This is a genomic window from Pseudomonas sp. ICMP 561 (assembly GCF_002699985.1).
GTDB lineage: Bacteria > Pseudomonadota > Gammaproteobacteria > Pseudomonadales > Pseudomonadaceae > Aquipseudomonas > Aquipseudomonas quasicaspiana.
The window spans coordinates 1-13,154 of sequence record NZ_LKBT01000003.1; the positions used below are offsets into that span (position 1 = coordinate 1).

The 13,154-nt window shown below is 56.6% G+C and carries 6 protein-coding genes and 1 pseudogene; 1 reads left to right on the plus strand and 6 read right to left on the minus strand.

The features are described 5' to 3' along the window. Window positions 1-610: 610 nt before the first annotated feature. Both AO242_RS03610 and AO242_RS29260 read right to left on the minus strand, forming a co-directional pair. Window positions 611-1,068: pseudogene (locus tag AO242_RS03610) on the minus strand (REP-associated tyrosine transposase). Between the two features lie 336 nt (window positions 1,069-1,404). Continuing rightward, complete coding sequence (locus AO242_RS29260) at window positions 1,405-2,304, minus strand: hypothetical protein (protein WP_141562181.1); 900 nt, start codon at window positions 2,302-2,304, stop codon at window positions 1,405-1,407. A 420-nt stretch (window positions 2,305-2,724) separates the two neighbouring features. On the opposite strand from AO242_RS29260, the gene AO242_RS03620 reads away from it, so the two are divergent. Next, entirely contained in the window at window positions 2,725-3,600 is an 876-nt protein-coding gene (locus AO242_RS03620; RefSeq protein ID WP_099267714.1) for a hypothetical protein, read from the plus strand. 485 nt (window positions 3,601-4,085) lie between these two features. Here AO242_RS03620 and msrA read toward each other — a convergent pair whose 3' ends face one another. The 4 genes from msrA to aceE form a co-directional block, all read right to left on the minus strand. Next, window positions 4,086-4,748, minus strand: coding sequence for a peptide-methionine (S)-S-oxide reductase MsrA (gene msrA, locus AO242_RS03625; protein WP_099267715.1), 663 nt, complete (start codon window positions 4,746-4,748; stop codon window positions 4,086-4,088). Window positions 4,749-4,938: 190 nt separating this feature from the next. Continuing rightward, complete coding sequence (locus tag AO242_RS03630; protein WP_099267716.1) at window positions 4,939-7,632, minus strand: putative bifunctional diguanylate cyclase/phosphodiesterase; 2,694 nt, start codon at window positions 7,630-7,632, stop codon at window positions 4,939-4,941. Between the two features lie 968 nt (window positions 7,633-8,600). Continuing rightward, the gene (gene aceF / locus AO242_RS03635; protein WP_099267717.1) at window positions 8,601-10,250 is read right to left on the minus strand and encodes a dihydrolipoyllysine-residue acetyltransferase; all 1,650 of its coding nucleotides are present in this window, start codon (window positions 10,248-10,250) and stop codon (window positions 8,601-8,603) included. A 170-nt stretch (window positions 10,251-10,420) separates the two neighbouring features. Further along, window positions 10,421-13,066 (minus strand): pyruvate dehydrogenase (acetyl-transferring), homodimeric type, encoded by a 2,646-nt coding sequence (gene aceE, locus AO242_RS03640; RefSeq protein ID WP_027901057.1) that lies wholly within the window; start codon window positions 13,064-13,066, stop codon window positions 10,421-10,423. Window positions 13,067-13,154 lie beyond the last annotated feature (88 nt).

Sequence of the window (13,154 nt, forward strand, 5' to 3'; positions counted from 1 at the left end):
TCTCAGACCTGAACGCTGCTCGCGGCTAAAGCCGCTCCTACGACGAGAGGCGGCGAACACCAGGCATCCGCAAGACCGCTTACATTACAACCCGTAGGACCGGCTTCAGCCGGGAGGGCGTCCGTTGCAACACCACCCTCTCAGACCTGAACGCTGCTCGCGGCTAAAGCCGCTCCTACGACGAGAGGCGGCGAACACCAGGCATCCGCAAGACCGCTTACATCACAACCCGTAGGACCGGCTTCAGCCGGGAGGGCGTCCGTTGCAACGCCACCATCTCAGACCTGAACGCTGCTCGCGGCTAAAGCCGCTTCTACGACGAGAGGCGGCGAACACCGCGCATCCGCAAGACCGCTTACATCACAAATCCGTAGGACCGGCTTCAGCCGGGAGGGCGTCCGTTGCAACACCACCATCTCAGACCTGAACGCTGCTCGCGGCTAAAGCCGCTCCTACGACGAGAGGCGGCGAACACCAGGCATCCGCAAGACCGCTTACATCACAACCCGTAGGACCGGCTTCAGCCGGGAGGGCGTCCGTTGCAACACCACCCTCTCAGACCTGAACGCTGCTCGCGGCTAAAGCCGCTCCTACGACGAGAGTCTGGGTATTAAGTCCAGTCTGAATCCCATAGCGGGTAATCCCCTTCGCATTCAACCAAGCCTGCTCGTATAGGGTTGGCAATTACATATCGGGCGATCTCTAGGAGATCCTTGTCAGTCCTTATTGCTTTATCATAATAGCCCTTTTGCCACGCGAATGTTTTAAGGCCGTATGCCTTATTAATCTCGAAAGAGCTTCGACCTTTTAGCAATTGCATAAGGGTTGCCAGTGATCCTGATTTGAGCTCGAACAGCCAGTGCACGTGGTCTGGCATTACCACCCAGGCTAGCGAATATGCAACTCCGCTGTCGTGCAGCCGCTTTAGTTCACGGACCATCATGCGGCCTGTATTAAAGTCGTCGAATATAGGCAGGCGGTCCTTCACGACGCAGGTTACGAGATAGCTGTTCCCGGTTGTGAAACTCGACCGATACGAAGTGAACGTCCGTGTTCGCGGTACGACATGCTATTGCTCCCTTTTTTGATCTGAGGGTTAACAATAGATGCGTTTAATCACGCGTTTCTTCTTTGATGCTTATCGAAAGATTTCCAAGCTCTGCGACATCCGGAGGGGCTGGCATCGGCAGAAAAAATGACATTTGCAACAATGAGTATCTTGAGTTTGAACGCTGCTCGCGGCTAAAGCCGCTCCTACGACGAGAGGCGGCGAACACCGCGCATCCGCAAGACCGCTTACATCACAACCCGTAGGACCGGCTTCAGCCGGGAGGGCGTCAGCGGCACTAGCGCATATTTCGGAAGCGTCCGCTGCTCGTGACTGAACTATCCAATCGCCAGTGCCTAAGGCAAAGCAACTACCTGATCAGCAGGGAGATAGTTAAAAGCTACATTGTCTTCGTTTGACTCCGGCATGGTGATGGCGATAACAGGTACGCTGAGTCCAGTGGTGTTTTTAAAATCAAGCTGATTATTTTGAGCGTCCATTCGGCCGGTGCCTGACTGACCTGCTTCGTAAAAAAAGGCCTGCAGCGGTAGATTATTACCCTGTCCATTGGGCCATATGGCTAGCACTACTTCATTATTTTGCCCAAAGTAATAAGGCATGGAAGATAAAACGAGCTGACGTGCTTCCAGCGTAGCGATAAAAGCAGTAGTAGCCCCTGCACCTAATACATTTCGTGTGGCAAAACCGCAAATGTTTGCACTGATTATCATAAAGTTTTCATACCATCCTCTTGCGGTGGTAATGCCCAATGATTGGCAGGGTGCACTTAGCGGGGCATCCGGTGAAACGCCACAGCCTCTGTCATCACGGTAGTCGGTGGCCCCATTAAGAGGGAACGAACAAAGAAGTTCAGGCGTTAACTTTCCATTGGCGTAGAACGGAGGCAGAAAAATATAGCCGTTGCCGTTCGCTCCCGATGTGCTGCGGAATTGGGAGTCACGCCGTAGATAGGAGAAGGAAACAGAGCCTTTTTGATGGGAGTTTATGGAGTTGTCCCAGACGTGGTAGTTGGGAGAATAAGCGGTCGCTCTAATGATTACACCGCTGCACAGAAAAGCAGGATGCGAAGGCAGGCCACAATTCGCACGCGTGTCATTATAACGTTCGGTAAGTTGTCGCTGCACAACGTCACCCGTATTGTCCTGGCGCGTTTGTTGTGGGGGAGGGTTATCGTTGGGTGCGTAAGTACAACTGCTCAATATAAAGCCGAACGCCAGAAGGAATGCCTTGAACATGATGAAAGCTCCCCATGCGAATCATGATGGATGACGCTAGCGCTCCGATGATCGGCACGTGATTTCAGTGTGGCAGATGATTGTGTTTGATAAATGGAAACAGGGAAGGGGCGTAAGAGTAATTCGCAATAATGGCTTTCTTGTTTATCGCCATTGTCTTACTCACTTTTAAGTTGTCGGCCTTATGTCGATTTCATTGTTTTTGAGGGGGGTATATTCAGTGCAGGCAGCCGGATGTTTGCAAATATAACGATTCTTGTTTAGCGTCAACGGTTCCCTCTTTATCGCCAAAGAGTCTGAGTGCTGTCATTTCTAACAGTTATCTTTCATTCATCGTTGAACAATACTAAGGGCGGAACATCGTAACGGCTGCGAATTGCAGCGCTCTGTAAACTTTCGTCCACTCATGCAGGTGGTGTCATGCCAACCCGTCCTCAATCTACTCAAGAAATGGCTTCGCCCTCAATCGATAACGTCGTTGATTCCCAAGGCGCTCCAGTATCGGACGGCGGGTTTACTCGAGATCCTGAACTCACGTTATCGGGCGCTGCTGTTGATACTCAGGTCCTGGAGATTCTGGATAACGGCACCCGCAGGCTCATGGTCTGGCCGGAAGACGATACGTGGTCAGCGCAAGTGAATTTGATAACAGCGGGAAGCCACAGCTTCATTGCTCGATCAATCGATAACGGTGCAGAGTCTGAGCCCTGGATGATTAACGCAAGCTGGAATGAGCCGGTTATCGAAGGTGTCGTTGACTCTCAAGGCGTCCCTGTATCGGACGGTGGCTTCACCAGAGATCCTGAACTCACATTATCGGGCGCTGCAGTTGATACTCAGGTCCTGGAGATTCTGGATAACGGCACCCGCAGGCTCATGGTCTGGCCGGAAGACGATACGTGGTCAGCGCAAGTGAATTTGATAACAGCGGGAAGCCACAGCTTCATTGCTCGATCAATCGATAACGGTGCAGAGTCTGAGCCCTGGATGATTAACGCAAGCTGGAATGAGCCACGTATCTTGGGTGTTGTAGATTCCCAGGGTGTTCCTGTGCCGAACGGCGGCTCTACTCCCGATACTCTGTTGACTCTTTCTGGAACGGTGGTTGATGAGACCAGGCCCGACGTCCTGGATATTCTGGATAACAATCTTCTGATGGCCAGAGCCTTTCCATTTGAAGGTGGTTGGGACGCGCAACTGCGAGGATTAACGGTCGGAGATCATAGCTTTACTGCGCGATCAAACAACAACAGTGCAGTGTCTGAGCCTTGGTTAATTACAGTGACAGCCTCCTGATTGCACAGGATCAACAACGATGTATTTCTCGGTGAATTCGGTCCCACAGGATCGCGGTGGGCTTGAGTCTGGCGCCAACCCCGTGGGAGTCGCCCCGGTGTCCCTGACACCACGCTGTCGCGCAGCAAACACGGACCCTGTAGGAGTGAGCTTGCTCGCGATTTGGCCTGTCAGTCGATGAATATATTGCCTGTGCTGGAGCTATCGCGAGCAATGTGGATCGCCACCCCGGTCACTCCTACAGTAAAAAGCATTCCAAATCAGATAGTTATATTTTGTTTGATAGGAGCGAATTCATTCGCGAGGGGCCGATGCATCCGCAGCGTCTTCGTCGTCAGGAATAGCGCTTTCCCGAATGAATTCGGTCCCACATGTTCTTCGTGAATTCAGATCGTTACGTGTTAGATAGGAGCGAACTTGTTCGCGAGGCGATGTTGCTGATTACGCAAAGCAGGCGCCTCACTAACAAACTGTTTTTTACCCCATCAATTCCCCGCCAGACTCGGCGGCATGCACACACCGGTGCCACCAATCCCGCAATAACCCTGCGGATTTTTTGCCAGGTATTGCTGGTGGTACGCCTCGGCAAAGAACACAGTCGGCGCTTCTTCGATTTCGGTGGTGATTTCACCCAGCCCGGCTTTGGTCAGTTCTGCCTGGTAAACAGCTGCGCTGGCTTTTGCGCCAGCGAGCTGTTCCGGGGTAGTGCAGTAGATCACCGAGCGGTATTGCGTGCCGATGTCGTTGCCCTGGCGCATGCCTTGAGTCGGGTTGTGCAGTTCCCAGAACTGGGTCAGCAGTTGGTCGTAGCTGACTTTTTCCGGCTCGTAGACCACCAGCACGACTTCTGTGTGGCCAGTCAGACCGGAGCAGACTTCTTCGTAGGTCGGGTTAGGCGTGAAGCCACCGGCATAGCCGACAACGGTGCTTACGACGCCGTCCCGTTGCCAGAAGCGGCGTTCGGCACCCCAGAAGCAACCCAGACCGAAAATGGCGAATTCCACGTTGCTGGTGAACGGGCCCAGTAGCGGGTTGCCGTTGACGAAGTGGGTTTCCGGCAGTGCCATCGGTGTTTCGCGACCCGGCAGGGCTTGTTCGGCAGTTGGGAGTACGTTTTTGTTCACAAGAATTTCCGAGCGTAGAGCCATGAACCTTTTCCTCATGGTGGGATGCGGGCGGGCCGCGAAGGTAATCAGGGCGCGGCTCCCGGTAGGAGCGAACTTGTTCGCGAGGCGATGTCAGTTTCGCCGCCTCGCCAACAAGTTGCCTCCTACCGAGGGCGGCGTTATGTCAGTTAGCAGCAAGTGTGCCCCAAACAAGCGGGCAGGGGGAAGTCTGTCAGGCCAATGGTCCGCGTGGGTAGCGGCGCAGCTTGTCGATCAGGTCCCGACCGGGGATGGGTTTGTCGAACAGGTAGCCTTGACCGACGTCGCAGCGATGGCGGCGCAGGAACGTCAGTTGAGCGGCGGTTTCGATGCCTTCGGCGACCACTTTGAGCTTGAGGTTGTGGGCCATGGCGATGACTGCCGAGGTGATTTCCATGTCGTCCTCATCATCCGGAATATCACGGATGAAGCTGCGGTCGATCTTGATCACGTCGATGGGGAATTTTTTCAGGTAGCTGAACGATGAATAGCCAGTGCCGAAGTCATCCATGGCCAGCGACAAGCCCATTTTCTTCAGGGCGTCCAGTTGCTGACGGGTGTCTTCAGTGGCCTCCAGCAGCAAGCCTTCGGTCAGCTCCAGCTCCAGCAGGGAAGCATCGAGCTGTTCCTCTTTGAGGATCGCGGCGATTGCACTCACCAGCTCGGGGTCGGAGAACTGCTTGGGGGACACGTTGATCGCCACTTGCAGATTGCCGAAACCGGCTGCGGTCAGTTGCTTGCTCATGCGGCAGGACTGGCGGGCTACCCATTTGCCGATCGGGATGATCAGACCCGTCTCTTCAGCGACGCTGATGAACTGGTCAGGGCGAATCATGCCCTTCTCCGGGTGGTTCCAGCGCAATAGCGCTTCCATGCCGATCAGACGCCCGCTGAGCAGGCACAGCTTGGGCTGGTAGAAGACCTCCAGCTCATTTTGCGTCAGGGCGCGGCGCAGGTTGTTTTCAACGAACAGTTTGTAGCTGGCCTCGGCATTCAGGGCCTCGGTAAACAGCTGAACCTGATGCTTGCCGTTGGCTTTGGCCTTGTGCAGCGCAAGCCCGGCGTTTTTCATCAGCGTCTGCGGATCACGACCATGCAGCGGTGCGCAGGCCAGGCCCACAGAGCCGGTGACGCTGATCAACTGGTTATCGACGAAGATCGGCTTGTCCAGTGTTGCCAGCACCTGGGTGGCAATGCTTTGCCCGGCATCGGGTCCGGTCTGGTCGAGCAGCACGGCGAATTCATTACTGGCAAAACGCGCCAACACGTCGCTGGGGCTCAGCGTGTTACGCAGGCGACGGGCAAGGCTGATCAGCAGTTTGTCGCCGGTTTGGTGGCCCAGGCTGTCGTTGATGCGTTTGAAGTTGTCGATGTCTACCAGCAACAGGCTCATGGGCGTGTCGCTATCCCGGGTAAAGCGCTCGTCCAGGGTGCGGATGAATGCCGGCCGGTTGCCCAGGTTGGTCAGGTTGTCGGTGTAGGCCAGGCGCTCGATGCGCTGCTGCGCCAGTTTGCTCTGAGTGATGTCTTCGTAAATGCCGATGTAATGGGTCAACTCGCGGTTGTCGCCATACACCTTGGAAATCGACAGTTGCCCCCAGTAGGGTTCGAGGTTTTTACGACGGCTCTTGAATTCACCTTGCCAGCTGTTGCTGCTGGCAAGGCTGGAATTGGCATCCTTGAGCACTTCGCTGAGGTTTTCCAGTGCGGGCAGCTCGGACAGCTTGTACCCGTGGACCTCATCGGCCGTGTACTGGGTGATGGCGGTAAAGCTCGGGTTCACGTACTCGACCACACCGTCGCAATTGACCAGCAGGAAGGCATTGGCGCTTTGCTCGACGGCGCGCTGGAATAGGTGCAGGGCGCTGGTGGCGGTGCGGCGGGTGTGGTTGTTGATGGCCTGGGCGAATTGATCCGCCAGCTCACCGGCAAAGGCGATCTCATCGGACTGCCAGGCGCGCGGTTCACCGGTTTGCTCCAGGCACAGCACACCCATCACCTGGCCGTCGATACGAATACTGGCGTCGAGAATGGCGCTGATGTCGCGTGGTTTGAAGCTGGCGGCCATCTCTTTGGTGCGCGGGTCTTGCTGGACGTCGTGTGCATCGATGGCGCGGCTGTTATGCAGCGCTTCGAGGTAGCTCGGAAACGGGCTCGCGTCGATGGGGGCCGGCAGGTGGCTTTTTTTGTCTTCGCGGCGATAGGCCGAAATAGGTTCAAGAATGTGGCCACTGAGGTACCACATGCTGGCGCAGGAGATGTTGTAGATCTCGCAGGCACTTTTAGTGATCAGTTCAGCCGCTTCCTGCAGCGCGTTATTGGTGCTGTAGCGCTGGCGGGCGAGGTGCAGGATCAGATTTTGCTGGGCGCGGACACGCTCCAGGTGTTCGAACTGTTCGCGCTGGGCTTGTTGATTGAGCTCAAGAGCGATTTGCAGCCGTGAGTTCTGGGTCTCCAGATCGGGATTGGCGTACAGGTCGGTATCGATCTGCAGGCCATCAACGACCATCAGGTAACCGCGCAACAGGTGCCGATTGTGTTGCTTATAGCCTTCGCCCACTTCGACAACGCTGAGTGGGCCGCGGGCGGTGTGCAGGGTATAGCGCACGGTGTAATGCGGGGTTTCAGCCAGTTGCAACTGAATGGAGTCGTGTACTTGATAGCGGGCTTCAGGTTCCATCAGGCTTGCGTAAGGCGAGCCCAATAAGGCGCAGAGTTCCACGGCAGCCAGGCCGAACTGTTTTTCACAGTTTGGATCGAGGTAGAGCAGCGCCCAATTGGCTTCATTAAGCCGCTCGAAACGCAGCATGCCGAGGCGCGAAGGCACCGGCAATTGCGTCACTACCTCGGCCGCCGTTCTACCGGCAGCATCGGGTTGGCTCTTCATGAAGGAACTCGCTTTCGGAATACTGAACGCGTGCGGGCGGGGCCCTTTCTGATTTCGCGTGTGGCAAGGTTGCATCATGCAGCACTGGCTGACAAGGGAGCGCGGTGGCTTAGTGCTATAAATGTTTGGCCATAATAGGCTGGTTGTATGCAGTTTATGAATTAAGCGCTCTAGATCAAGGCTTTGCTGGCGGTGGGGGAATATTCCGGATTAGCGGCATTTCGCCGCACTTTGCCAAATCGCGCACAAAAAAAAAGCCCCGCCATGTAGGCGGGGTTGAGGTCCAGCGGTTTGGTGGAGTGAGAATTGCCGTATCGGTAGGAGCGAACTTGTTCGCGAGACAGACGACCGGGTGTGTCAGGTATACACCTCGCGAACAAGTTCGCTCCTACCGGGCTATGCGTTCCGTCAGATGATGGGGGGTCGCAGACAGGTAGGCGATTTGTGTCTTGGAACGCTCAAAAGGCCCGCCACCGATTCAGGTAGGAGCGAACTTGTTCGCGAGACAGGCGACCGGGTGTGTCAGGTGCACACCTCGCGAACAAGTTCGCTCCTACCGGGTTATGCGTTCCGTGCAGATGATTGAATCCCGGGCAAAAAAAGCCCCGCCATGTGGGCGAGGTTGAGGTCGAGCGGTTTGGTGGAGTGAGAATTGCCGTATCGGTAGGAGCGAACTTGTTCGCGAGACAGGCGACCGGGTGTGTCAGGTTTACACCTCGCGAACAAGTTCGCTCCTACCGGGCTATGCGTTCCGTGCAGATGATTGAATCCCGGGCAAAAAAAGCCCCGCCATGTAGGCGGGGTTGAGGTCGAGCGGTTTGGCTCGGTGAAACAGGTGGCTCTGGCGCCGCCCCTGTGGGAGCGGATTCATCCGCGAAGAGGGCGGCACATCCAGCAAATCATTGCCTGATACACCGCTTTCGCGAATGAATTCGCTCCCACAAAAGAGAGCGAGCACCCAGCCAGGCTTACAACAGGATCGTGCGGATATCAGCCAGCAGATCGCTCAGGCGCTTGGTGAAGCGCGCGGCGGCTGCGCCGTTGATTACGCGGTGATCGTAGGACAGCGACAATGGCAGCATCAGCTTAGGCTGGAAGGCTTTGCCATCCCAAACCGGCTGCATGGTTGCCTTGGAAACACCCAGAATCGCCACTTCAGGCGCGTTGACGATCGGCGTGAAGCCGGTGCCGCCAATGTGACCGAGGCTGGAGATAGTGAAGCAAGCGCCCTGCATTTCGTTCGCCGAGAGCTTCTTGGTGCGGGCTTTTTCAGCCAGCACTGCTGCTTCGGCAGCCAGTTGCAGCAGGCTTTTCTTGTCGACGTCCTTGATGACCGGTACCAGCAGGCCTTCAGGGGTATCAACAGCAAAACCGATGTTGACGTATTTCTTGCGGATCACCGCTTTGCCGCTTGGTGCCAGCGAAGCGTTGAAGTCCGGCAGTTCCTTGAGCAGGAAGGCGCAAGACTTGAGCAGCAGAGGCAGGATGGTCAGCTTGACGCCCGCTTTCTCGGCAACGGCTTTCTGCGCAACGCGGAAAGCTTCCAGGTCGGTGATGTCGGCCTGGTCGAATTGTGTAACGTGCGGAATGTTCAGCCAGCTGCGATGCAGACCGGTGGCGCCCAGTTGCATCAGGCGGGTCATCGGTACTTCTTCGATTTCGCCGAAACGGCTGAAGTCGACTTCAGGGATTGGCTGGATGCCCGCGCCGCCGCTTGCGCCGCCCGCTGGAGCTTCCTTGGCCTTTTGCATCATGGCCTTGACGTAAACCTGCACGTCCTCTTTCAGCACGCGGCCGTGTGGGCCGGTAGCGCTGACTGCGCTCAGTTCAACGCCGAATTCACGGGCCAGTTGGCGAACCGCCGGGCCTGCGTGAACCTTGGCGCCGTCTTTGGCGGGGGCTGCAGCTGTTTGAGCCGGCGCAGCAGCTGGAGCTTCTGCTTTTGGCGCAGACGCGGCAGATGGTGCAGCTTCAGCCTTGGCCGGTGCGGCAGCAGCGGCGGCTTGAGCAGGGGCAGCAGGCGCAGCGCCAGCTACTTTCAATTTCAGGATCAGGTCGCCGGTGCCAACTTCGTCTTCGAGCTTGACGAGGATGGCTTCGACAACGCCTGCGGCTGGAGATGGGATCTCCATGCTGGCTTTATCGGATTCCAGGGTGATCAGCGATTGATCAGCCGTGATGGTGTCGCCGACCTTGACCATCAGTTCGATGATCTTGGCTTTACCCGACGAACCGATGTCCGGTACGTGGATGTCCTGCACGGTTTCAGTCGCGGCAGCAGCTGGCTCAGCAGCAGGCGCTGGAGCAGCTTCCGCAGGCTTCTCAGCCGCAGCAGGTGCAGCAGCGGCCGGAGCAGCAGCTTCAGCAGGCGCAGCGGCAGCTTCGCCTTCAACTTCTAGCTCAAACAGCTCGTCGCCTTCTTTCAGGCGGTCGCCCAGCTTGACCTTCATGGTCTTGATGACGCCAGCCTTGGGAGCAGGAATTTCCATGCTCGCCTTGTCCGACTCGAGCGTCAGAACGCTCTGGTCTGCTTCGATGCGATCACCGACCTTGACCATCAACTCAATAACTTCACCTTCACCGTTGCCGATGTCGGGTACGCGAATTAGCTCACTCACAATGTCTCTCCTTCGGAGAACCTGTTCACTCTCGATTGCGCCGGGTTAGTCAGTTGCGACAAAACAGCTTTCGGATGCTCATTTAACGTTCATCAAAAACGGTAAATTCCGCATCTTCAGCTGCCTTGTCGCTCCTCGTTCAGCGCGTTATACGATCTCGAAGCAGACTCTTAACAATCCAGTGGGTTGCGTTTCTCAGGATCGATACCGAACTTGACGATGGCTTCAGCCACAACCTTAGGTTCGATATCACCACGATCAGCCAAGGCTTCCAGAGCGGCCAGCACAACGAAGTGACGGTCGACTTCGAAGAAGTTACGCAGTTTCTTGCGGCTGTCGCTGCGGCCGAAACCGTCAGTGCCCAAGACTTTGTATTCCTTGGTCGGAACCCACTGACGGATCTGGTCAGCGAACAGTTTCATGTAGTCGGTCGATGCAATCACTGGACCTTTACGGCCTGCGAGGCACTCTTCAACGTAGCTGACCGCAGGCTTCTGGCCAGGGTGCAGACGGTTGCTGCGCTCTACGGCCAGGCCGTCGCGACGCAGTTCGTTGAAGCTGGTGACGCTCCAGACATCAGCCCCGATGTTGAATTCGTCACGCAGGATTTTCGCCGCTTCGCGAACTTCACGCAGGATGGTGCCCGAGCCCAGCAACTGGACGTGGTGCGCCGCTTCCTTGGTGTCTTCTTCGAGCAGGTACATGCCCTTGACGATACCTTCCTCGACACCGGCCGGCATGGCTGGCTGGGCGTAGGATTCATTCATCACGGTCAGGTAGTAGAAAACGTCCTGCTGTTCTTCGAACATCCGGCGCATGCCGTCCTGGATGATCACAGCCAGCTCGTAACCGTAAGTCGGGTCGAAGGTGCGGCAGTTCGGGATGGTCGATGCCAGGATGTGGCTGTGACCGTCTTCGTGCTGCAGACCTTCGCCGTTCAGGGTGGTACGGCCGGCGGTGCCGCCGATCAGGAAGCCACGGGTGCGGCTGTCGCCAGCGGCCCAGGCCAGGTCACCGATACGCTGGAAACCGAACATCGAGTAGAAGATGTAGAACGGAATCATCGGCTGGTTGTGGCTGGAGTACGAAGTACCGGCAGCGATGAAGGAGGACATCGCGCCTGCTTCGTTGATGCCTTCTTCGAGGATCTGGCCTTTCTTGTCTTCGCGATAGAACATCACTTGTTCTTTATCGACTGGCTCGTAGAGCTGGCCGACGGAAGAGTAGATGCCCAGTTGGCGGAACATGCCTTCCATACCGAAGGTACGGGCTTCGTCCGGGATGATCGGCACGATGCGCGGGCCCACTTCCTTGTCCTTGACCAGTTGCGAGAGGATCCGCACGAAGGCCATGGTGGTGGAAATTTCGCGGTCGCCGGAACCGTCCAGGATCGCCTTGAGGGTTTCCAGTGGCGGAGTCGGCAGGCTGAAGCTTTCAGCGCGACGCTGTGGTACGAAGCCGCCCAGCGCAGCACGACGCTCGCTCAGGTAACGGGCTTCGGCGCTGCCTTCTTCTGGTTTGAAGAATGGCAGGGCTTCCAGTTGGTCGTCTTTGACCGGGATGTCGAAGCGGTCACGGAAGTGACGCAGGCTATCGACATCGACTTTCTTGGTGTTGTGCGCAGTGTTTTTCGCTTCGCCAGCACCGGTACCGTAACCTTTGATGGTCTTGGCCAGAACCACGGTCGGTTGACCTTTGTGGTTAACAGCCTGGTGGTACGCTGCGTACATTTTGTACGGGTCGTGGCCGCCACGGTTGAGTTTCCAGATTTCGTCGTCGGACAGGTCAGCAACCATCGCCTTGAGTTCTGGCGTGTTGAAGAAGTGTTCACGGACGAACGCGCCGTCTTTGGCTTTGTAGTTCTGGTACTCGCCGTCGATGACTTCGTCCATACGACGTTGCAGGATGCCGTCGACGTCTTTGGCCAGCAGCGGGTCCCAGAAGCGGCCCCAGACCACTTTGGTCACGTTCCACTGAGCACCGCGGAATACGCCTTCGAGTTCCTGAATGATCTTGCCGTTACCGCGAACCGGGCCATCGAGGCGCTGCAGGTTGCAGTTGACGACGAAGATCAGGTTGTCGAGTTTTTCGCGACCGGCCAGTGCGATGGCGCCCAGGGATTCCGGCTCGTCAGTCTCGCCGTCGCCCAGGAAGCACCAGACTTTCTGCTTGCCTTCAGGGATATAGCCGCGATGCTCCAGGTACTTCATGAAGCGTGCCTGGTAGATCGCCTGGATTGGACCCAGCCCCATGGATACGGTCGGGAACTGCCAGAAATCTTTCATCAGCCACGGGTGTGGATAAGACGACAGGCCTTTGCCATCGACTTCCTGACGGAAGTTGTTCATTTGTTCTTCGGTGATCCGGCCTTCCATGAACGCACGGGCGTAAACGCCTGGCGATGCGTGACCCTGGAAGTAGATCAGGTCGCCGCCGTGTTCGTCGGTCGGGGCCTGGAAGAAGTAGTTGAAGCCAATGTCATACAGCGTGGCGCTGGATGCGAAGCTGGAGATGTGACCGCCCAGGTCTGGGTCATTCAGGTTGGTTTTAACAACCATGGCCAACGCGTTCCAGCGGATCAGCGAGCGAATGCGGCGTTCCATGAACAGGTCGCCAGGCATGCGTGCTTCGTGAGTGACCGGAATCGTGTTGCGATAAGGCGTGGTGATGGCGTACGGCAGCTGCGAACCACTACGGGTGGCCAGCTCGCCCATACGGGTCATCAGGTAGTGAGCACGGTCTTCGCCTTCTTTGTCGAGAACCGATTCCAGGGCGTCCAGCCATTCCTGGGTTTCGACGGGATCGAGGTCTTGCATGGCTTGCTCCAGGGCGGAAAGGCTTCCAGAATCGGTTGCCTGAGTGTTTGCGACTGGCCTTGTGGGCAGACGACATAAATTCTTGGAT

What these genes read in the sequence shown, in the direction of transcription:
- aceE (WP_027901057.1), bottom strand. Translation starts at nt 13,066, where the DNA reads ATGCAAGACCTCGATCCCGTCGAAACCCAGGAATGGCTGGACGCCCTG.
- AO242_RS03620 (WP_099267714.1), top strand. Translation starts at nt 2,725, where the DNA reads ATGCCAACCCGTCCTCAATCTACTCAAGAAATGGCTTCGCCCTCAATC.
- AO242_RS29260 (WP_141562181.1), bottom strand. Translation starts at nt 2,304, where the DNA reads ATGTTCAAGGCATTCCTTCTGGCGTTCGGCTTTATATTGAGCAGTTGT.
- msrA (WP_099267715.1), bottom strand. Translation starts at nt 4,748, where the DNA reads ATGGCTCTACGCTCGGAAATTCTTGTGAACAAAAACGTACTCCCAACT.
- AO242_RS03630 (WP_099267716.1), bottom strand. Translation starts at nt 7,632, where the DNA reads ATGAAGAGCCAACCCGATGCTGCCGGTAGAACGGCGGCCGAGGTAGTG.